Genomic DNA, 20,864 nt, shown 5'->3' on the forward strand with positions numbered 1-20,864 from the left:
CTGTCTTAGGTCAGTTTTTTCAAACCTTAATCATCTTATCATATCTTCTTCTTGATTGCAAGGATTTTCTTCAAAAAAATAAAAGAATTTCTAAATTGATTAGAAATTCTTATAAATGATCTAAAATAGCCTCCCAAGCTGCATCATAGCCATGTCGGGTTTCGGATGAAAAGACAATAAAGCGGTCCGATTTTTCAAAGTCCAGTTTCCGTTTAATGGCAGCTTCATGCTTGTTCCATTTTCCTCGTGGGATTTTATCTGCTTTTGTTGCGACTATAATCACAGGGATCTCATAATACTTGAGAAACTCATACATTTGTACATCGTCTGCTGACGGATCATGGCGCATATCAACCAAGCTCACAACTGCACGCAAGTTTTCTCGACTAGTCAAATATTCCTCAATCATCTTGCCCCACTTTGCACGTTCAGTTTTTGAAACCTTTGCGTAGCCATAGCCTGGGACATCGACAAAGCGGAGTTTATCATCAATATTATAAAAGTTTAGTTGCTGGGTCTTACCAGGCTTACTGGATGTCCGGGCTAAATTTTTTCGTCCTAGCAAGGTATTAATAAATGAGGATTTTCCAACATTGGATCGGCCTGCTAAAGCAATTTCTGGCATATCATCTTGTGGATACTGGGCTTTTGTGACTGCACTAAGTACAATCTCGGCATTATGGGTATTGATTTCCATAGGATTCCTTTCTGAAAGAAAGTCAGTTGGAAACCAACTGACTGAGTTACGCAGTTTCTAAGAGAGGCTTATCTGTCCCGTCAACTGCTTCTTTGGTAATACGTACACGCTTGACTTCTGCTTGACTTGGTACTTCAAACATGACATCCAACATAGTTTCTTCAATAATTGAGCGAAGACCACGTGCACCAGTTTTTCGTTCGATGGCTTTTTCAGCAATCGTTTGAAGTGCATCTTGGTCAAATTCCAATTCCACATCATCGTAAGAAAGAAGGGTCTGATATTGTTTCACAAGGGCATTTTTCGGTTCTGTCAAAATGCGCACCAAATCTTCAGTGGTCAACTGATCGAGAGCAGCAAAAACAGGTAAGCGCCCAATCAGTTCAGGAATAATCCCAAACTTCTGAATATCGTCTGCGATGATATTTTGCATATAGGAATCCTGTTCATCAATAGCACGATTGTTTTGACCGAAACCAATGATTTTCTCACCAAGACGCTGTTTGACAATTTCCTCGATACCATCAAAGGCACCGCCGACAATAAATAGAATGTTCTTAGTGTCAACATGAATCATTTCTTGGTTTGGATGCTTACGTCCGCCTTGTGGTGGCACGCTGGCAACTGTTCCCTCGATGATTTTCAATAATGCCTGCTGAACACCTTCACCTGAGACATCACGAGTAATGGAAACATTCTCACCTTTTTTAGCGATCTTATCGATTTCATCGACATAGATAATGCCTCGCTCAGCTCTGTCAATGTTGAAATCCGCGGCTTGAAGCAATTTTAAGAGGATGTTTTCCACGTCTTCACCAACATAACCTGCTTCTGTAAGAGCTGTCGCATCCGCAATAGCAAAGGGAACATTCAAACTTTTTGCCAGGGTCTGAGCCAAGAAGGTTTTTCCTGATCCAGTTGGGCCAATCATTAGAATATTGGATTTTTGCAAATCCACATCATCTTCATCACGACTATCTTGAAAATTAATGCGTTTGTAATGGTTGTAGACCGCTACTGCTAAGGCACGTTTGGCACGATCTTGTCCGATCACATAGTGATTCAAAATATTCAATAACTCTTGTGGTTTAGGTGTATCTGCCAAGTCAGTTAGCACTTCTTCTGCTAGTTCTTCTCGGATGATTTCTTGTGCTAATTCCACACACTCGTTACAGATAAATACATTGTTACCTGCGATGATTTTTTTTACTTCTTCTTGGTTTTTTCCACAAAAAGAACAATGGATAAATTCTGTTTGTACAGCCATGACTACCTCAATATTTCATATTTCTCTTAAAACAAAAAGCCATAAAAGGCGTGAATGCTATTAACAAGATTTGTAAAAGCATTCAGCATAAATAAGGCTGCAAGCCCATAGCGTCTTTTCTGCATGGCTTGCAAGGAACATAGCACACATATTCCACACAAAAAGGCTGTAAAAAGCCCAAATAAACTCTTCTGCATTAGCTCACTCTTCTCTCAAAAACACGAATTGTAAAGTCCGCTGGATTAGCAGCGTCTTTCTCACGAAAAAGCAAGTCTTTCTCCTCAAAAGCTGACCAATCAAAGTCGTTGGGGAAATAAACATCACCTTCAAATTGCCCATGAATATCGGTCATTATTACCTGGTCTAAAAATGGTTCAAATGCTGAAAAAATTTGACTACCTCCAATCACATAGAGGTTTTGATCCTGCTGTTTGTACCAATCTAATATTTCATCTACGGAGTGGAAAATCATCACCCTATCATGTTCAAAATGATAATCTTCATCTCTCGTCAAGACTAGGGTCTGACGATTCGGAAGAACACGCTGGCCCATACCATCAAAAGTTAATCGCCCCATAACCATGGCATGTCCAGATGTTACTGCCTTAAAATGTTCCAAGTCTGCTGGCAAAGACCATGGCAAATGCCCCTCTTTCCCAATCAAGCCCTTCTCATCCTGAGCCCAAATAGCTGAAATTTTCTTTGTCATAGCCTCTCACTTTCTCATTCTACCATTCTATCAAATTTCCAACAAAAATGCACTTGCCAAGTAGGGGCAAGCGCAAAGTTTTAGTAAAATCTAAACAAGTATATCCTAAAATAATTTCTAGCAGGTACCGCCACTCACGAAACAAATGTAGTGGTAGTTGGAAATAAGGGCTGTTGGAAAACAGCCCTCATCTTAAATTACTAAATCGAATTTTAACTGCGGTTTAACTGGCTTCCATAGTCCAGGACTGTGGAAAGTTGGAAAGTGAAACAGTTCGGGGAACTGTTTCAGCCCGAGCTTATAATTAAAGAAGCGAAGTAAAAGAACGAAGTTCTGACTGCTAATCCAGTTAAATTGCTAAATCGAATTTTAACTGCGGTTTAACTGGATTGTAGTCCACCAACTCAAAATCTTCTGCCCGAATATCAAAGAAATTGGTACCGTCTGGGACATTTAAGACCAAACGAGGCTCAATTTCTGAAGGCGTTCGACGGAGCAATTCCTCAGCCTGTTCAAACTGATTATCATAGATGTGGAGATTGTTGATGAAATAGAAAAACTTCCCTACCTTCCAACCAAAATGCTTGGCAATCATCATTTGAAGAGCTACATACTGCATAGCATTGATATGATGAGCCACCAACATATCATTTGACCGCTGAGTCAGTGTTGCATCAAGGTAAATCTCTCCATTCACTCGACGAACATCGAACATGGTCTGAAAGGCACAAGGCAATAGGCCTGGCGATTGGTTAAAAGCCTCATAATCCCACAAAGAAATCACATTGCGGCGATTCCATGGATTTTCCTCCAGCTGTTTGAGGATTTTTGAGATGATGTCATGCTTTTTAACAATTGCACCATAGCGTTCACCGATGGTCCCTGTTCCATCTACTTCCCAGTCATTCCAATATTGAACACCGTATTTTTCCTGCAAGACAGACAGGTCATTGGTTTGGTCTTGGTAAATCCAGAGAATTTCTTTAATGGCGGATTTAATCGGAATTGGTCTTAGTGTGGTAATGGGAAACTCCCCCTTGGCCAAATCGTACTCAGCAAAGGAACCAGTAATATACTTGGAGTTGGCAACGTTTCCATCCTTGTATCGTGGACGAGCATTTTCTGAAAAAACGCCCTCTTCCATAATCTTATGAATGTTTTCTTTAAAAATACTATCTGCTTTCGTCATGGTCTTAGTATAGCAAACTCTAGCAAAAAACTCCAGTTTTGCACCGAAGTTCTCATTTGAAAAAGAATGAAAAGTAATTAAGTTGGAATAAACCAGATAGAGCAGTTATTAGGCTGAACAGTATAAAATACAAAGCAACCAAGGCGACACTCAACAATATCTGACGAACATTTTTCGTATAAATTGCCGTTGGTAAGCTAGCTAGTCCGAAAAATGGAATGATGAAAAATGTCAGTTTAAAATTCACATTTGCAAGATTAAACCATTGGCCAATTGGTAAAAATAGCATGATTATGAGAATAGCAGCAATGCTATAGAGGACAATATTTAGCCGTCTTAATAGGGTCATATTCATAAATAACTCCTTCTATGGACCGAAGAGAACATAGCCCAAGCCAAAGAACAAAGGAAAGGAAATGATCAATAGAATACTGATGATACCCGTCCAAAGTTTTTTGTAATAGATTGACAAGATGAGAATGAGCGCCCCAAATATTGGCAAAATCATCATGGTCGCTACGTTACCCCAACTCGATGGGAAAAACCAGTCACGAATCCAGTAATCAAGGAAAAATGCAGACAGTAAAATCAAAAGACCAACGATAGTTAGATAATCAAGCAGTTTAGATATGTTTACTTGTTTCATGAACCGACACTCCTTTCTACTTCTAGTTTAAACCATCAAACAATTATTTTCAATATATGTATATATTGAAAATGTGACAACGGAATTGAAAAAAGCAGGGGGATGCCCTGCTTTCATGAATTTAGTTATAACCTAAAGCAAACTTATACTGCTTTTGTGCTTCCGCATAGCTGAATTTGTTGGCATAGTCAAGAATTTTATTAGACAATTGCTGCCTATCTTCTAGAGGTAGACTTGCTAGATTTTTCAAGGCTTTCACAAGATCTTCCACACTATCGAAACCACATTGTTGGTAGATACCCAACTCTTCCAAGACTTGATTATGTCCAAAATCAACCCTGGAAAGTATAGGTATCAAGCCAAGTCCAAGACATTCTACCATTGCGTTAGCAAACATTTCACTAAGGGAGCAAGATAGATAAGCACAATAATCTGACCGAGGAATTTGTCCACTAGGGACAAAGCCTTTGAAAATCACGTTGTCTGGAATCGTGTGCTGTTCTTTTAATGCTTGAATTGCTTCAACCCGACCTCCATAAATATGAAGCTCTAAGTCAGGAACTTCTCTCATAGCCTGGATTGCCATAGCCACTCGTTTGTGATCATATATATTACCAACCAGAAGTAGCTTATTGCTCTTCAAGCCTCTAGGCGGCTGCTGAGCTACTTGAATTGCAATAGGAGGAAGGAACTCTGCATGAATGCCATCTTTAGCCAGTGGCTCAATAATGTAGGGACTAGCAACAAAAATTTCTTTTCCAAGTTTAATATTGTAGCCTTCGACATTCTTTTGTGAAAAGTAATGGTTGTAATGAAGGATAAAGCGATAGGTAATGCCTTGATCTTGACAAAATTTTTCTAACGTCTGGCTAATAAACTGGTCGTTTAAGACAATATCTTGATTAGGAACAATTCTCTCTGACAAAAAGTTCACAAATAGATCGATCATGGTCCATTTTTTACCTTGGAAAAAATAGTAACACTCTTTATCTTCAATTCTCCCTTGTAGGACAATATTGCCATTTTTATCGTAATAACAGAAGCTGTCATCCGAAAAATTGGTAAAAAATGGCTTTTCAAAAACAGAAGTTACTGACTTTAACTCCAACTTCAAACTTCGTTCAATGATGGATAATATATTTCCTTCAGCAGTTAAGTTCAGGTCATAATAACCCTCCTCAGTTGTATACATTGCTGTCGTTGGAGAGAGAATTTGTTTATCCTTCCAGATGATGTGCTTTTTTGTTAAATCAGCTTCAAAGTCAGCTAGTTGATAGGAACGCAGGCAAGTGTCAATATCCGAAAAAAGATGAGGTAAGATAATAACATTATCCAGTTTATAGCCTTGTGCTTGAAGCTGTTCCTTCCAAAATGGTGTTGAATAAGGAGTTCCGAGTAAAATGTAGTTGGAAATACCCAAGTTATTTAATACGTTTTGTCGAAAAACCTGCGTGGTTTCATATCCAAATGACTTATCGGTCATCCAACTTCTTAGAGTATATACAGTCACAGTGGTCCTCCTAATAGCTTTACTCAGGCTTTCAAGGTCGTTTCTGAAAAGTAAATATTTATTGAATCTGATTGAGGAGTTACTGATAGACTGACTCGTTTGTAGTAGTAAGTTACAACTGTTACGCCTTCCTCAACTGTACCGGTTTCAGCTTTGTCGACTCTGGTAAATGCATATGGTACAGGGTTTTCTTCAAGATCAACTGGCTTGGTATAAACATAGTGCTGTACATAATAAACTTGACCATTAGCAAACTCTAGCTCAGGAGTTACAACTCCTTCTTGTGTCACTATGTTAGAGATTAGAATCGCTTGAGGTTTATTTGGACCTCTATTTAAAGTTACCGAAGAAGATTCAATTAGTTGGGCAGTTGTAGTATCAAAGCCTCTCTCACTTGCATAGCGGTCGCTTAGGAATTTACCATCCAACTGAGGATCGGTCAGAGGTATATACACATCCAAGGTTTCTGCCGCAACTGTTGCTCTACCGTTTTCAATCGGACTTGTTAGACCTGTCAGAGCATTAAGAGCTTCTAACGGTGCAACCCTCATAGTAGCAATCCGTGAGTTGTTTAAATCCTTATCTGCAGTAGTATCGTATTGAAGATTTGTTGGTTCTGTGGTCACCTGGGTATCTATTACATTGCCTTTGTGATCCTTGGTTGTGGTGGTTGTTTCGATTGCTACAACCCCTTCAGCAACAGTTGAACCTGTCAAAATTTCTTGACCAGTCGTCTCATCTACATATCGTGTTATGACTTTACCATGAATCTCTCGCTGGCTCTCTTCCACGGTATTGGCAGGTTTGACGGATTCAACAGGCAGAACCGCTGGTTCAATTTTTTGGATAATTGGTTTAACTTCTACAACTTTTGGCCTGTAATAATAGGTGATGGTCTGTACTTCTTGATTACTAGATCCCACTTCTTCACCAACCACACGACTGAATTCATATTCAGCTTCAGGTACGATAGCTCTAGATGGTCTTGTATAGGAATAACTATAGTCTGTATAATCCCTCGTACCATATATGGTAGTATTATTACCTGTTCCAATTTCTACAATCGTTTGCGAAGATTCATCAAATCCTTCATTACGAACGTAATCCAGTGTTTCAGCAATATTATCAGGATCCCCTGAGTTACTTGGAGAATAGATACGAACACGGCTAGTCAGACTATCTAATAAACCTTGAGCTGCATTATTTTCAACAAGGCCAGTTTGCTGGGTTTCAGGGTTAATCCAATTTGTCGCAACAGTCCGCTTCTTAGCAATCTCTACCTCTTTGACAATCTTATCAGCTTCAGTACTGTAGTCAAAGCTAGCAGGAGTACTCGAAATTTGGGTGTCTACAGTATTGCCCAAGGCATCTTTAGTTACCGTTGTCTTCTCAAGGGCAATAACCCCCTCTTTTACAATGGTTTCAGGAAGAATTTCTTGACCTGTCACTTCATCGATATAGCGAGTAATAACTTTACCCTTGATTTCTCGTGTTGACTCTTCAACCGTATTCGGTACTTTGCGATAGATGTAAGTTACATGGTTCTCACCCGGTAAGACTTTACCAGATACTGCTCCATTTACAGAAGTATATTCGTATAATGCACCTTCAAACTCGATACGATCAGGTCTTAGATTGCTTGCATCGTAGCTTGCATTGGTTTCACGCTTGGTTTCTTCAATATTTGAGATTCCATCAGTAATTGTTTCGGTCCGTTCGGTGAAGCTTACAATCGTGTTTACTAGAACTTTTGATGGTGCCAGAACCTTACCTTCCTCATCAGAAAAGTGTACATTTACTGTACCAGTTTCAAGAAGGGGTTCGAGTTCTTGACGGGTTACGACAGGTTGAGTCACTTTGCGGTAAACATAAGTAACTTCCGTCTCACCTGCCACAACTTTGCCTGTTTCGGTACCTTCGACAGATACATATTCATAGGTTGCACCATTGTATTCCAAGCTAGTTGCCTTAACAGAGGCTGCGTTGTACCTAGCATCGCTAACTACTTTGTTTTCTGTAATTTCTTCAACACCGTCAGTGGTTACTTTGGTACGGAAGGTTGTCGAAATAATGGCATTGACCAATTCTTTAGAATCTGCAAGTTTATTGCCAGCCTCATCAACATAATGAACTGTGACCTTACCTGTTTCTTGAATTGGTTCAAGCTCTTCACGAGTTACGACAGGTTGAGTTACTTTGCGGTAAACATAGGTAACTTCCGTCTCACCTGCCGCAACTTTTCCTGTTTCGCTACCCTCGACAGATACATATTCATAGCTTGCACCATTGTATTCCAAGCTAGTTGCCTTAACAGAGGCTGCGTTGTACCTAGCATCGCTAACTACTTTGTTTTCTGTAATTTCTTCAACACCGTCAGTGGTTACTTTGGTACGGAAGGTTGTCGAAATAATGGCATTGACCAATTCTTTAGAATCTGCAAGTTTATTGCCAGCCTCATCAACATAATGAACTGTGACCTTACCTGTTTCTTGAATTGGTTCAAGCTCTTCACGAGTTACGACAGGTTGAGTTACTTTGCGGTAAACATAGGTAACTTCCGTCTCACCTGCCACAACTTTGCCTGTTTCGCTACCCTCGACAGATGCATATTCATAAGTTGAACCATTGTATTCCAAGCTAGTTGCCTTAACAGAGGCTGCGTTGTACCTAGCATCGCTAACTACTTTGTTTTCTTTAATTTCTTCCACACCGTCAGTGGTTACCTTGGTACGGAAGGTTGTCGAAATAATGGCATTTACCAATTCTTTAGAATCTGCAAGTTTATTGCCAGCCTCATCGACATAATGAACTGTGACCTTACCTGTTTCTTGGATTGGTTCAAGCTCTTCACGAGTTACGACAGGTTGAGTCACTTTGCGGTAAACATAAGTAACTTCCGTCTCACCTGCCACAACTTTGCCTGCTTCGGTACCTTCGACAGATACATATTCATAGCTTGCACCATTGTATTCCAAGCTAGTTGCCTTAACAGAGGCTGCGTTGTACCTAGCATCGCTAACTACTTTGTTTTCTGTAATTTCTTCAACACCGTCAGTGGTTACTTTGGTACGGAAGGTTGTCGAAATAATGGCATTTACCAATTCTTTAGAATCTGCAAGTTTATTGCCAGCCTCATCAACATAATGAACTGTGACCTTACCTGTTTCTTGGATTGGTTCAAGCTCTTCACGAATTACGACAGGTTGAGTCACTTTGCGGTAAACATAAGTAACTTCCGTCTCACCTGCCACAACTTTTCCTGTTTCACTACCTTTAACAGATACATATTCATAGCTTGCCCCATTAAACAAAATAGTATTGACTTTAAGTGCCGAAGTATCATAGTCAACCTCAGTAGGTACAGTGTTTTCTATGACTTTTTCTAGACCATTGATTGTCACTTTAGTACGATAAGTGGTGGAAACAACTGCGTTTACTAGCTCTTTCGAATCAGCTATTATGTTTCCGTTTTCGTCAACATAGTGAACTGTAACCTTTCCTTTGTGCTCCTGTGACTCAGATTTCAAATCTGATGAAGTTAGAGTATTTGGGCTTGTAGGTGTTTCTGCAGGTACAGATGCAATTTCTGGATAGTATCCAATGTATTCCCAATTAGCCTCCGATTTAGGTGTAAATGTGAATCTTGAATTTAATTGAAGTGTAACATTTTCAACCAATTCAATAAAGGATGTTGAATTAGCTAGTACAGGGCCAGAGACACCAATTGATCCGCTAACTAACAAGGCCACAGCAATTCTTTTACCAGTTTTCTTATTTTTAAAGAGTAAATAGCCTCCAAATAAAAGAAGTCCTAACCCTGCGACAAATAGTGTATTTGCTTCCGCTGTACCACTCTTTGGTAAAATGTTTTTCAAAGTATTCTGATTCACACCAGAACCTGTGGTTGATTTTTGGGGATTATCCGTACTTGGGGAAATTGGCACTACTTGACTTTCACCATTTGGTTGATATACAGCTACAAATCCAGTAATCCATTCGAAATTACCTGTTTCTGAATTAATCCAGGACAGTTGTTCGTCAATCTTACCAAATTTAATGCGGTCTTTTTGTTCTTCAGATAAATCGTGATAATTTACCCTTCTAATTGTGGCATCTATCATTCGATTGGTTTGGACTACTTCAGAAGTAGCTTGATCAGTAGCAGATACCAATGATGAGCCTGCAAGAACACTTACAGTACCTAGTAGAGCAACACCTAGCCCTTTAACTGCTTTGTGTTTACGAAAACCATATTTATTATTCTTTTCCACTATCTATCCTCCTAGAAAAGTATATAGTCTATATTAATAGTATTTTTGCGATGATTTTACCATTTTTATATTAATATTTCAAACAATTATATAACTATTTATAAACTTTCATAGAACAGAACTTGTTTTTTGAATAATTATAAAATTAAAATGTGAAATCTATTACTTTTTACAATAGAAAAGATAATTTGAGAAATATAACTACAGAAAATTTGCTCTCCATGTGACAGAGTGTTTGAAAAATTTTAATCAAAAATATAAGGTAAATTTGGAAATATTATGTGTAACTTTCATCACACATTCATATAGAAAACAGTATGTTTAAACAGTCCGGAATTGCAAAGAACAAAAAAAGCAGAGATACCCCTGCTTTCCAAATTTATTTCAAAACGAGTGACGCCGCCCCCAAGACACCAGCATCATTGCCACGAGTTGCCAAGACAATTTGCGTGCTTTCCTTAATTTGTGGGAAGCTATTTTCCTCAAACACCTTACGAACTCCGTCTAGCAAGAACTCTCCTGCAGCAGAAACGCCACCACCTAGTACGATGTAGGCAGGATTGAGGACAGCTGCAATGTTGGCACAAGCTACACCAAGGTATTCTGAGAAATGACGATAAACAATCAAGGCCAAATCATCGCCTTCTTTTGCCAAGTCAAAGACATCTTTTGCTGTTACATCTTGCCCGTCATCAATTATCTGCTTAAGCTTAGAAGCACCAGCGTATTGGTCCGCATAACGTCGGCTGAGGTTGACAATTCCCGTCGCAGAAGCTACGGTCTCCAAGCACCCTTTTTTACCACAGGTACAAGCAAATGGTTCATCAAAGTCAACCGTGATATGACCTAATTCCCCACCAGCACCTTTGACACCACGAATCAAGTTTCCAGCAGCGATGACTCCACCACCAACACCAGTTCCGAGGGTCATAAAGACAACGTTTGGATTGTTGTTACCTGCTCCAACCCACTGCTCACCAAGAGCTGCTACGTTGGCATCATTATCAATAAAGAATTGCAAACCAAGGGCAGTTTCAAACTGCTCTTTGACCAATTGCAAGGTCATCCAGTTGAGGTTATAGGCTCCAATAACCGTTCCAGCTTCACTATCGACTACACCAGGTGACCCCATACCAATTCCTAGGAAATCGTCTTTGGTTAGACCGTGGGTTTCAAAGCGATGCTGGATACTGTCAATAATATCAGGAACAATGTGACTTCCCTCATCCAAAATATTGGTTTTGATAGACCATTTTTCTTGAATCTCACCTTCAGTTGTTAGAATCGCCAACTTAACAGAAGTACCACCCAAATCAATACCGATTATTTTTTTTGACATAAGCTTCTCCTTGCGTGTATATTTTCTTTATTATACCATAACGCAAAGGTTTGCGTAAAGCCTTTTCATAAATTTGTACGGACAAAAATGCCCTATCTGAAAAGATAGAGCAATACCAAAAATTGAATATGTAAGATAAAGCGTCCAACGGAAAACAGCATAACGATTGTAAAATTACTGCCTTCCTTGGTTCCATTATAAAGAAAAAGAGTGGAGATGAGGGTGAAGCCCATAGCAAAGCCCACCATTTGTACATCGTGATAGGCCTGACTGTAAAAATAGAGTGAAACAGCTAGCAAGAGCATGGATAAAACCGTCAAGATTAAGCGCAAAGCGTTCATTTTTTTGGTCATAAAATAGCTATAGAGGGCTGCACCCAAGGTCACCAAGAGATAGATGACCATATAAGACATGACAAGAACTTTCATCTAGCCCTCCAGTTCGCTCAGATACTCATAGCGCTCGTATTTTTCCAAGAGCAAGTCATTTTTCCCATCCAACTCCTTCTGCAAATCGGACAATTTTGTAAAGTCACTACCACAGGTCAACATTTCCGCCTCGATTGCCGCAATCTGCTCCTCCATGCCTGCAATATCCCCTTCGATGGTCGCCCATTCCTGCTTTTCAAAATAGGACATCCGCTTCTTGTTTTCTTTTACCTTCTCGATTTTCTCCTTTGGTTTTTCCAATGAAATAGCAGAGCTGGAAGCCAGAAAGGCCTTCTCATCCAGATAGTCTGTGTAGTTGCCAAAGAAAGTCTCTATACCGCTATCTTCGAAAGCCAAGATTTTATTAGCCACCTTGTCTAGGAAATAACGGTCGTGACTAACGGTAATGACTGGACCAGTAAAGCTCTGCAAGAAATGTTCCAAGACTGTCAAAGTCGCTATGTCCAAGTCGTTGGTTGGCTCATCTAGTAAGAGAACATTGGGCCGTTGCAAGAGAATCTTCAGCAAATAAAGTCGCTTCTTCTCCCCACCTGATAATTTCTCAATCAGGGTACCATGGGTATTACGTGGAAAGAGGAATTGCTCCAAGAGTTCAGCAATAGAAACCATACCAGAGGTCGTTTTGGCCTCTTCTGCCACTTCCTGCAAGAAATTGATGACCCGCTTGCTTTCATCTAAACCTTTAATGGTCTGAGAAAAATAGCCGATACGGATGGTTTCCCCAATATCCAGTTTACCGCTATTAGCTACCAAATCACCAGCAATTAAATTAAGTAAAGTGGATTTTCCTTTACCATTATCACCAACAATACCGATGCGGTCCTTGTTTTGAATGAGCAGGTTAAAGTCTTTTAAAATGGGCTTGTCAGGATAGGAAAAGCTGACATTTTCAAAGTTAATGACCTTTTTACCGATACGAGAGGTTTCAAAATTGATTTCCAATTCGCTATCGTCAACCTTGTGGGCCAAGTCGCCTTTCAAATCATGAAAACGATTGATGCGGGCCTGCTGCTTGGTAGCACGAGCTTGAGGTTGTCTGCGCATCCAAGCCAGCTCTTGTTTGTAGAGCTGCTCTTTCTTATGGCGAAGAGCGGCATCTCGCTCGTCCTGTTCTGCCTTTAAGCGAACATAATCCTGGTAATTGCCCTGATATTCGGTTAAGATGGCGCGGTCCAATTCAAAAATCCGTGTCGCCACATTGTCCAAGAAATAGCGGTCGTGGGTAATAAAGAGAACAGATTTCTTGGTATTTTTCAAGAAAGTCGTCAACCACTCAATGGTATCAATGTCAAGGTGGTTAGTCGGTTCATCCAGCAAGAGCAAGTCAGCATTGCCAAGGAGGACTTGAGCCAATTGCACTCGTCTACGCAGACCGCCTGACAACTCAGCAACGGTTACGTTAAGTTCTGTGAGACCGAGTTTCGACAAGACAGTCTTGACCTGACTTTCAATCTCCCAAGCATTGAGAGAATCCATCTCTGCCATGACTTTCTCCAGTCTTGCTTGATTGGTTTCGTCATAGTTAGACAAAAGCAATTCATATTCACGAATCAACTGGGTTTCACGAAGGTCAGAAGAAAGAACAGTGTCTAAAACTGTCTTACTTTCGTCAAAATCAGGTTCTTGGGTCAGATAGGCAATTTTATAGGCATTTTTTGTGCGAAAAGGCGACACGTCTCCGTCAAAACCGATACGACCTGACAGGACATCCAGAAGCGTAGTCTTTCCAGTACCATTGACACCAATAATTCCAATACGGTCGCCTTGATGGATGATGAAAGACAGATCAGCAAAGACCGTTTTATCTCCGACAGATTTAGTCAGGTGTTCAACGATAAAATCACTCATTCTCTAAGATTCCTTTCACAAATGTCATAATCGCTTGCTCTTCGTTTTCTAGCTGTCCTTCCACAATCTGGAATTCCACCTCTTTGAGCAAATTGCCTAAGACTGGACCTGGTTTGAGGTCAAATGCCTTCATCAGATGTCCTCCATTGACAACAATTTCATGCTTGTCATGGATAGTCAAATCTTGGTCAATGCGGTCAATTCCCTCAAAATCTGTGACAAGTCCTTGTGCCTGACGAAGTTCCTCTACCAAGCACAAGAATTCTTTGCCATACTTGAAAGAGATTTGTTTGGTAACAGGTCCTACTTGGCGGAGCTGGTAAATCTCTACCAGCTTGACCACGCTGCGTTGGAAATCATTGCTGGTTTTCCATTTTTTCAGGAAGGACTTGATGTTATCAACACCTAGGCAGACAAAGAGCATAGCCCAAGCCTGTTCAGAAGTAGAAAATCGGAAGCTCTCTACTAAACTGGTCAGCATATTATCCAATTGCTCTCCCTTTTCTGCTAGGTCAGGCAAGAAATTGTAGGCTTTAGAATCGATCATAGCGCGCAAGCCTTTTCGCCAAAAATCCGCCATCAAGAGTTTATCAAACTCGATAAAACTGCGTTCCACGGAGATTTTTTCCAAAAGCGGTGCAGTTTGGACCATGGCTTCAAAAGTCGTCGGCTCAATCACGAAGTCCAAGGTCGCCGCAAAGCGAAAACCTCGCATGATCCGAAGGGCATCTTCGTTAAAGCGTTCAGCAGGAATACCAACAGCACGTAGGGTACGGTTTTCCAAGTCCGTCATCCCATCAAAGAGGTCAATAATCTCCGCTTCTTCATCGAGGGCAAAGGCATTGACCGTGAAATCGCGGCGTTTCAGATCCTCTTCCAAGGAACGTACAAAAGAAACCTGACTGGGACGACGGTAATCTACATACTCTTCCTCTGTCCGAAAGGTGGTGATTTCATACTCCTTGTTGCCTTCCAAGACTAGGACAGTTCCATGCTCAATCCCCACATCGATAGTCCGCGGAAAAATCTGCTTAGTTTCTTGCGGATAGCTGGAGGTGGCAATATCGACATCGTGAATGGCTCTGCCCAAAATAGCATCCCGCACAGATCCGCCAACAAAATATGCCTCGTAACCAGCTGCTTTTATTTTCTCTAAAATCGGCAAAGCCTCCTGAAATTCAGAAGGCACATTGGTTAATTTCATAGTAAGTGTTCCAAACCATATACGAGTTGTGAGCGTTTGACCACCTCTTTAATGCCAAGGTTGACACCGCCCATAAAGGAAATACGATCATAAGAGTCATGACGAATGGTCAAACCCTCCCCTTGTGCCCCAAAAATCACTTCTTGATGGGCAACAAGGCCTGGCAAGCGTACTGAGTGGATACGGAAGCCATCAAATTCTGCTCCACGAGCTCCAGCAATAAACTCTTCTTCATCCGCTGCCCCTTGAACTTGTGACTGACGCACTTGGGAAATCAGTTCTGCCGTCTTAACAGCTGTTCCACTCGGTGCATCCTTCTTCTTGTCATGGTGCAATTCAATGATTTCAAGATTTGGGAAATACTTGGCTGCTTGAGCTGCGAATTGCATGAGCAAGATAGCGCCAATAGCAAAGTTAGGGGCTATCAAGCCTCCCAAGCCCTTCTCAGCAGACAAGGCAGTCAATTCCTCGATTTCTTCAGGGGTAAAGCCCGTTGTTCCAACCACAGGTGCAAAGCCGTTTTCCAAGGCAAAGCGAGTGTTTTCATAGGCAAATTTTGGCGTTGTAAAATCTACCCAAACATCCGCTTCTAGGCCAGCCACTTCTTCTTTTGTCTTGAAAACTGGAACACCATCTACTTCTGTCTCTGTCGCAAAGGGGTCCACAAAGGCAGCCAGACTAAGTTCTGCGTCACCCTTGACCATTTCAACAGCCGTAGAGCCCATTTTTCCTTTAAATCCTGCGATAATTACCTTAATTGTCATGCAAACTCCTATTCAATAATGGGAGAAATTCCAAAGGCCACTGCCCCTTCTCCCAAATGTGTGCCAATAACCGAACCAAATGATACAATTGGCAAATCACTACCAACACCTGCTTCTTCCAGCTGCACTTTAAAGTTTTCAGCTTTTTCAGGCGCATTGGCATGGATAATAGCAATCTGGTACTGCCCTTCTGCTGTTTCTTCTTGGAGAATATCAATCAAGCGCTTGATTGCTTTTTTCTCCGTCCGAACTTTTTCATAAACTTCAATTTTTCCTTGGGAAGTAAAATGAAGAATGGGTTTGATGCTCAACAAATTGCCCAATAAGGCAGCACCATTTGATAGGCGGCCACCTTTTACCAGGTGATTGAGATCATCCACCATAATGAAGGCCTTAGTTGCTTGGATTTGCTGATCTAGTTTAGACAAAATAGTCTCAAAATCCAAACCCATTTCTGCCCATTTGAGTACATTTTCTACCATCATTCCCAAAGGAGCTGAAGTGATTTTGGTATCTGGAAAGGCAACTATTAAACCGTCAAATTCATCTTTCAAATATTGGATATTCTGATAGAAACCTGAAATTCCTGATGACAAAAAGAGACCAATGACATGAGTATAACCTTGCTCTTTCAAACTCGCCAAAATCTCTTCCAGTTCCATCAAACTAGGCTGGCTGGTCATTGGTAATTCTTTGGATTGGGCCATTTTCTCGTAGAATTCTTCTACCGTTAGATTCAAACCTTCAACATAGGATTCACCATCAATAGTAACAGGAATGGTAAGAACAAAAAGATTGTTCTTTTGACTCTCTGAAATGGCCAAACTTGCTGAAGAATCCGTGATAATTGCTAATTTCATTGATTAAAACTCCAAGTTCACACCAGGTGCATCGAATGCGATTTCTGTCACATCGTATGTCATTCGTTTTAAGATATCCAATAGTGGTTCTATCAAGGTATGTTTCTCTTCAGCTGTAAATTCTGTTGGTTCTTGTACCAAGCGGTCAACCAATTGCACACGTTGGCTAAACGCACCTGAAATCACATGATGCTCTAAGACAATCATGAATCGTAGGATATTAACTAAGGTTGTAGTATTTTTTTCTTGACTTCTTTCTAAAAGTTGAAAGTCAACCTTGATTTTGGTGGTTGGAACACCGTTCTCCTTTTCCCATTCTTTATTACGGGCGTCAAAATGGTACTGGTTAACAAACTCTTTATCGCGGATAATCTCCATAACTAAACTCCTTACACGAAAATATTCATCCCTATTATACCATAAATAATAGGAGAAAAGAGAAAAAACCTTGTCACTTGACAAGGTTTTCAAACTTATTTAGCTTTACGAAGAGCTCCGTAAAGGACACCAGACACAACCGCACCAATCAATACATAAAGGATGTAAAGCAATGGATTTGAAGTCAAGGCGATAACGAAGATACCACCGTGTGGAGCCATCAATTGAATACCCGACAAACCTACCAAGGCACCTGCAAGAGCAGAACCAGCGATAAAGCTTGGGATTGCACGAGCTGGGTCAGCTGCACCAAATGGAATCGCACCTTCAGTGATGAATGACAGACCCATTACGATATTTGTCAAACCTGAGTTACGCTCTTCTTGCGTGAATTTATTTTTGTAAAGAAGGGTTGCAACGAATACTGCCAACGGTGGAACCATACCACCTGCCATAACCGCTGCCATGGCAACAGAACCACCGTCTGCAACAGTTGCTGCAAGGGTACCCGTACCGAAGACATAAGCTGCCTTGTTGACTGGACCACCCATATCGACTGCCATCATACCACCGAGGACAAGACCGAGGAGAATAGCAGAGCTACCTTCAAGACCTGCAAGGAAGTTGTTCATACCAGTGTTGATAGCTGCCATTGGGATGTTGACAAAGAACATCAAGAAACCAGTGATAGCTGTACCCAAAAGTGGCAAGAGCAAGATTGCATTCAAACCTTAGAGTGATTTTGGCATGTTACGCAAAGCGTTACGAAGAACGAGCACTACACCACCAGCAAGGAAACCACCAACAAGGGCACCCAAGAAACCAGATGATACACCAGCAAGGGCAAGGGTTTCTTCACCACCAGCTGCATAAGGGATTTTACCGAAAGCAAGACCGCTACTAGCAATTGCACCAGCTACGAAACCTGCAACCAAACCTGGTTTTTCAGCGATTGAGTAAGCAATGTAACCTGCAAGGAGTGGCAACATGAAGCCAAAGGCTGCTCCACCAATCTTCATGAACATCGCTGCGATTTCGTTGTATGACCCCAGGCTACCAAGACTGTCGCTTGGTACACCGAGCAAGTTATCAAACAAGAAAGCAAGGGCAATCAAGATACCGCCACCAATAACGAATGGCAACATTTGAGAAACACCGCTCATCAAGTGTTTATAGAATGCTTTACCAAGGCTGAGTTTTTCTGAAGATTCCACAGTAGCTGCTCCTTCTGTCGCTGTATAAGTTGACGCTTTACCGTCCAAGATGATGTTAATCAATTCTTCTGGTTGTTTGATACCAGCAGCAACTGGACGAGATACCAATGCTTTACCATTGAAACGAGGCATGTCAACAGCCTTATCTGCTGCGATGATTACACCTGCCGCATTCTTAATGTCTTCAGCAGTTAGTTTGTTACTAACGCCTGAAGCACCGTTTGTTTCAACCTTGATATCAACACCCATCTCAGCAACTTGCTTCTTAAGAGCTTCTTCTGCCATGTAAGTGTGAGCAATACCAGTTGTACATGCTGTAACAGCAACGATAAATGGACGATCGCCACTTGGAGCTGCAACCACTTCTTCTGCCGCCTTGTCTGCTGCTTCAGCTGTATCAAAGACTGCAATGACTTCTTCTGGGCTAGAAACGCCACGAAGTTTGTCCGCAAAACCAGCTTTCATCAAGTATTTAGACAATTCAGCAAGGGCAGCCAAGTGTGTGTCGTTGGCACCTTCTGGAGCTGCAATCATGAAGAATAAGTCAGTTGGTTGACCATCAAGACTTGCATAGTCAACGCCCTTGTTTGATTTAGCAAAGAGAACTGTTACCTCTTTTACAGCAGCATTCTTAGCATGTGGCATGGCAATACCGTCGCCAAGACCAGTAGTTGTTTGTGCTTCACGGTTCATGATACCTGTTTTGAAAACATCAAAATCAGTGACATAACCTTTATCAACCAAACTAGCAATCATTTCATCGATAACTGCTTCCTTGCTTGTCGCTTGCAAATCAAGCAACATGACATCTTTTCTCAAAACGTCTTGAATTTTCATAGTGTTTCTACCTCAACTTTTTCATAAGTTTCCTTAATAAATTCGATACTTGCCAAATCATCTGAAAAGGCTGTTGCCGTACCGCAAGCAACTCCCCATTTGAGAGCTTCGATTGGGTCTTGTGAGCGAACATATTCGCCAGTAAATCCTGCCACCATGGAGTCTCCGGCTCCGACAGAGTTTTTCACTGTACCCTTGATTGGTTTGGCAAAGTAAGTAGCTGCTGGAGTGACCAACAAAGCCCCATCCCCTGCCATGGAAATGATAACATTCTGAGCACCCATTTCTAAGATTTTCTTAGCGTAGGTCTCGATGTCTGTAATGCCACTCAATTCAACATTGAAAATAGCTTCCAATTCATGATTGTTCGGCTTGACCAAGAGTGGTTGGTGAGCTAATGAGTCTAGAAGAGTTTGCCCTTCAAAGTCACAAACTACTTGAGCCCCCGCTTTTTTCGCCACAGGAATCAGTCTATTGTAGACTTCATTTCCAAGACTAGCCGGTGCTGAACCGGCAAAGACAACTGTGTCCTGGTCAGTTAAACCAGCCAAAACCATTTCTAATTCTGCCAATTGAGTATCGGTCACAATTGGACCTAAACCGTTGATTTCCGTTTCTTGGTCTGCCTTAATTTTCACGTTGATCCGTGTATCTTGGTCAACAGCTACAAAATCAGTTGTAATGCCTTCGCTATCCAAGCCATCCTTGATAAACTGGCCCGTAAAGCCGCCCAAAAAACCTGTTGCTGTGTTGGGATAGCCCAAGCGCTTTAAGACGCGACTAACATTAATCCCTTTTCCACCAGCATATTTATCATCACTGTCCATTCGATTGACACTACCAGTTTCAACCTGTTCTAAGCGAATGATATAGTCAATCGCTGGATTCAGCGTTACTGTAAATATCATACTTCTATTGTCCTCGTTTTTTTTCTTAAACTATCTAACAAGACTGTGTCACGACTTTGAGTGATGAGGCTGACCCGCTCGACTCGAGCAACTTTTACAAAGGAATATTGTCCAAACTTGGAAGAATCTACCAGAACAAAGGGTTGCTTGGCATTTTCCAAAACTGTTCGTTTAATAGCTGCCTCTTCCACATCAGGTGTGGTGAGATAGTCCTTATCAACTCCGTTCATTCCTAGAAAAGCCTTGTCGAAGTTCAATCGTTGGATCTGCTCAACAGCTTGGGGACCAACAGAAGCGTCTGTTGATTCCTTAACAAAACCACCAATGATAATCGTTTTGATAGCACGTTCCACCAATTTCACCGCATGGTGAATCGAATTAGTCACAACGGTCAAGTTTACTTGATTCAAATAAGGAATCATCAAGTCCGTCGTTGTTCCTGCATCGATAAAAATCACATCACCATCTTCAATCAAAGCCGCGGCAGCTTGTGCTAATTGCTGCTTTTCTTGAACGTTTTTGACAGATTTTACTTGAATGGATTCTTCCGTTTGTAAATTGGTCGGTGCCTCCGCACCACCGTGTACACGGCGTAGTTTTCCAGAAGCTTCTAATTCATCCAAATCCCTACGAACAGTTGATTCTGATGTACTTAGAATGTCAATTAATTCTTCTAATCGGACAAACTGCTGCTCAGCCAACCTATCTAGAATCAATTGTTTGCGTTCAGACTTTAGAATTTTGTCCACCTCCTGCAATCGTTTACAAAAATCA

At 41.1% G+C, this 20,864-nt stretch carries 17 protein-coding genes, 1 pseudogene and 1 other annotated feature (1 of these 19 running past the window's edge); all 18 genes and pseudogenes read right to left on the bottom strand.

The genetic code is table 11. From position 1 onward, the window contains the following. Positions 1-28: a sequence feature (ribosomal protein L10 leader region), on the bottom strand (it extends 107 nt beyond the left edge of the window). A gap of 81 nt (positions 29-109) precedes the next feature. Continuing rightward, positions 110-697 (bottom strand): ribosome biogenesis GTP-binding protein YihA/YsxC, encoded by a 588-nt coding sequence (yihA, locus tag J5566_RS00965; protein WP_208561697.1) that lies wholly within the window; start codon positions 695-697, stop codon positions 110-112. Positions 698-743: 46 nt separating this feature from the next. Next, positions 744-1,964 (bottom strand): ATP-dependent Clp protease ATP-binding subunit ClpX, encoded by a 1,221-nt coding sequence (clpX, locus tag J5566_RS00970; RefSeq protein ID WP_208561698.1) that lies wholly within the window; start codon positions 1,962-1,964, stop codon positions 744-746. 196 nt (positions 1,965-2,160) lie between these two features. Next, positions 2,161-2,673, bottom strand: a complete 513-nt coding sequence (locus tag J5566_RS00975; protein WP_208561699.1) for a dihydrofolate reductase — start codon at positions 2,671-2,673, stop codon at positions 2,161-2,163. Positions 2,674-3,022: 349 nt separating this feature from the next. Further along, positions 3,023-3,862: a thymidylate synthase gene (locus tag J5566_RS00980; RefSeq protein WP_208561700.1), complete on the bottom strand. Its 840-nt coding sequence runs from the start codon at positions 3,860-3,862 to the stop codon at positions 3,023-3,025. A 52-nt stretch (positions 3,863-3,914) separates the two neighbouring features. Further along, on the bottom strand, positions 3,915-4,217 hold the full coding sequence (locus tag J5566_RS00985) for a hypothetical protein (RefSeq protein WP_208561701.1): 303 nt from the start codon (positions 4,215-4,217) through the stop codon (positions 3,915-3,917). Positions 4,218-4,229: 12 nt separating this feature from the next. Then, positions 4,230-4,508: a hypothetical protein gene (locus J5566_RS00990; protein WP_208561702.1), complete on the bottom strand. Its 279-nt coding sequence runs from the start codon at positions 4,506-4,508 to the stop codon at positions 4,230-4,232. A gap of 121 nt (positions 4,509-4,629) precedes the next feature. After that, positions 4,630-6,018: a glycosyltransferase gene (locus tag J5566_RS10740; RefSeq protein ID WP_208561703.1), complete on the bottom strand. Its 1,389-nt coding sequence runs from the start codon at positions 6,016-6,018 to the stop codon at positions 4,630-4,632. A gap of 23 nt (positions 6,019-6,041) precedes the next feature. After that, positions 6,042-10,289, bottom strand: coding sequence for a MucBP domain-containing protein (locus J5566_RS01000; RefSeq protein ID WP_208561704.1), 4,248 nt, complete (start codon positions 10,287-10,289; stop codon positions 6,042-6,044). A gap of 379 nt (positions 10,290-10,668) precedes the next feature. After that, positions 10,669-11,628, bottom strand: a complete 960-nt coding sequence (locus J5566_RS01005; protein WP_208561705.1) for an ROK family glucokinase — start codon at positions 11,626-11,628, stop codon at positions 10,669-10,671. A 92-nt stretch (positions 11,629-11,720) separates the two neighbouring features. Further along, positions 11,721-12,056 carry a hypothetical protein gene (locus tag J5566_RS01010; RefSeq protein WP_208561706.1) on the bottom strand — a complete coding sequence of 112 codons (336 nt, stop codon included), beginning with the start codon at positions 12,054-12,056 and terminating at the stop codon, positions 11,721-11,723. Further along, the gene (locus tag J5566_RS01015; RefSeq protein WP_208561707.1) at positions 12,057-13,925 is read right to left on the bottom strand and encodes an ABC-F family ATP-binding cassette domain-containing protein; all 1,869 of its coding nucleotides are present in this window, start codon (positions 13,923-13,925) and stop codon (positions 12,057-12,059) included. Next, positions 13,918-15,129 carry a CCA tRNA nucleotidyltransferase gene (locus J5566_RS01020; RefSeq protein ID WP_208561708.1) on the bottom strand — a complete coding sequence of 404 codons (1,212 nt, stop codon included), beginning with the start codon at positions 15,127-15,129 and terminating at the stop codon, positions 13,918-13,920. Before J5566_RS01020 ends, J5566_RS01015 begins: the two co-directional genes overlap by 8 nt. After that, positions 15,126-15,893 carry a 4-hydroxy-tetrahydrodipicolinate reductase gene (gene dapB, locus J5566_RS01025; protein ID WP_208561709.1) on the bottom strand — a complete coding sequence of 256 codons (768 nt, stop codon included), beginning with the start codon at positions 15,891-15,893 and terminating at the stop codon, positions 15,126-15,128. The genes J5566_RS01020 and dapB overlap by 4 nt, the downstream gene beginning before the upstream one ends. An 8-nt stretch (positions 15,894-15,901) precedes the next feature. Then, entirely contained in the window at positions 15,902-16,753 is an 852-nt protein-coding gene (locus J5566_RS01030) for a DegV family protein (protein WP_208561710.1), read from the bottom strand. A 3-nt stretch (positions 16,754-16,756) separates the two neighbouring features. After that, positions 16,757-17,131 (bottom strand): DUF1149 family protein, encoded by a 375-nt coding sequence (locus tag J5566_RS01035; RefSeq protein ID WP_208561711.1) that lies wholly within the window; start codon positions 17,129-17,131, stop codon positions 16,757-16,759. Positions 17,132-17,226: 95 nt separating this feature from the next. Continuing rightward, positions 17,227-19,182, bottom strand: a pseudogene (locus J5566_RS01040) (PTS fructose transporter subunit IIABC). Continuing rightward, positions 19,179-20,090, bottom strand: a complete 912-nt coding sequence (pfkB, locus tag J5566_RS01045) for a 1-phosphofructokinase (RefSeq protein ID WP_208561712.1) — start codon at positions 20,088-20,090, stop codon at positions 19,179-19,181. The pseudogene J5566_RS01040 and the gene pfkB overlap by 4 nt, the downstream one beginning before the upstream one ends. Next, the gene (locus tag J5566_RS01050) at positions 20,087-20,839 is read right to left on the bottom strand and encodes a DeoR/GlpR family DNA-binding transcription regulator (protein ID WP_348002269.1); all 753 of its coding nucleotides are present in this window, start codon (positions 20,837-20,839) and stop codon (positions 20,087-20,089) included. Before J5566_RS01050 ends, pfkB begins: the two co-directional genes overlap by 4 nt. Positions 20,840-20,864: the final 25 nt, after the last annotated feature.

The sequence above is a fragment of the Streptococcus suis genome, assembly GCF_017601095.1.
Taxonomy (GTDB): Bacteria; Bacillota; Bacilli; order Lactobacillales; family Streptococcaceae; genus Streptococcus; species Streptococcus suis_Z.

What these genes read in the sequence shown, in the direction of transcription:
- yihA (WP_208561697.1), bottom strand. Translation starts at nt 697, where the DNA reads ATGGAAATCAATACCCATAATGCCGAGATTGTACTTAGTGCAGTCACA.
- clpX (WP_208561698.1), bottom strand. Translation starts at nt 1,964, where the DNA reads ATGGCTGTACAAACAGAATTTATCCATTGTTCTTTTTGTGGAAAAAAC.
- J5566_RS00975 (WP_208561699.1), bottom strand. Translation starts at nt 2,673, where the DNA reads ATGACAAAGAAAATTTCAGCTATTTGGGCTCAGGATGAGAAGGGCTTG.
- J5566_RS00980 (WP_208561700.1), bottom strand. Translation starts at nt 3,862, where the DNA reads ATGACGAAAGCAGATAGTATTTTTAAAGAAAACATTCATAAGATTATG.
- J5566_RS00985 (WP_208561701.1), bottom strand. Translation starts at nt 4,217, where the DNA reads ATGAATATGACCCTATTAAGACGGCTAAATATTGTCCTCTATAGCATT.
- J5566_RS00990 (WP_208561702.1), bottom strand. Translation starts at nt 4,508, where the DNA reads ATGAAACAAGTAAACATATCTAAACTGCTTGATTATCTAACTATCGTT.
- J5566_RS01005 (WP_208561705.1), bottom strand. Translation starts at nt 11,628, where the DNA reads ATGTCAAAAAAAATAATCGGTATTGATTTGGGTGGTACTTCTGTTAAG.
- J5566_RS01010 (WP_208561706.1), bottom strand. Translation starts at nt 12,056, where the DNA reads ATGAAAGTTCTTGTCATGTCTTATATGGTCATCTATCTCTTGGTGACC.
- J5566_RS01015 (WP_208561707.1), bottom strand. Translation starts at nt 13,925, where the DNA reads ATGAGTGATTTTATCGTTGAACACCTGACTAAATCTGTCGGAGATAAA.
- J5566_RS01020 (WP_208561708.1), bottom strand. Translation starts at nt 15,129, where the DNA reads ATGAAATTAACCAATGTGCCTTCTGAATTTCAGGAGGCTTTGCCGATT.
- dapB (WP_208561709.1), bottom strand. Translation starts at nt 15,893, where the DNA reads ATGACAATTAAGGTAATTATCGCAGGATTTAAAGGAAAAATGGGCTCT.
- J5566_RS01030 (WP_208561710.1), bottom strand. Translation starts at nt 16,753, where the DNA reads ATGAAATTAGCAATTATCACGGATTCTTCAGCAAGTTTGGCCATTTCA.
- J5566_RS01035 (WP_208561711.1), bottom strand. Translation starts at nt 17,131, where the DNA reads ATGGAGATTATCCGCGATAAAGAGTTTGTTAACCAGTACCATTTTGAC.
- pfkB (WP_208561712.1), bottom strand. Translation starts at nt 20,090, where the DNA reads ATGATATTTACAGTAACGCTGAATCCAGCGATTGACTATATCATTCGC.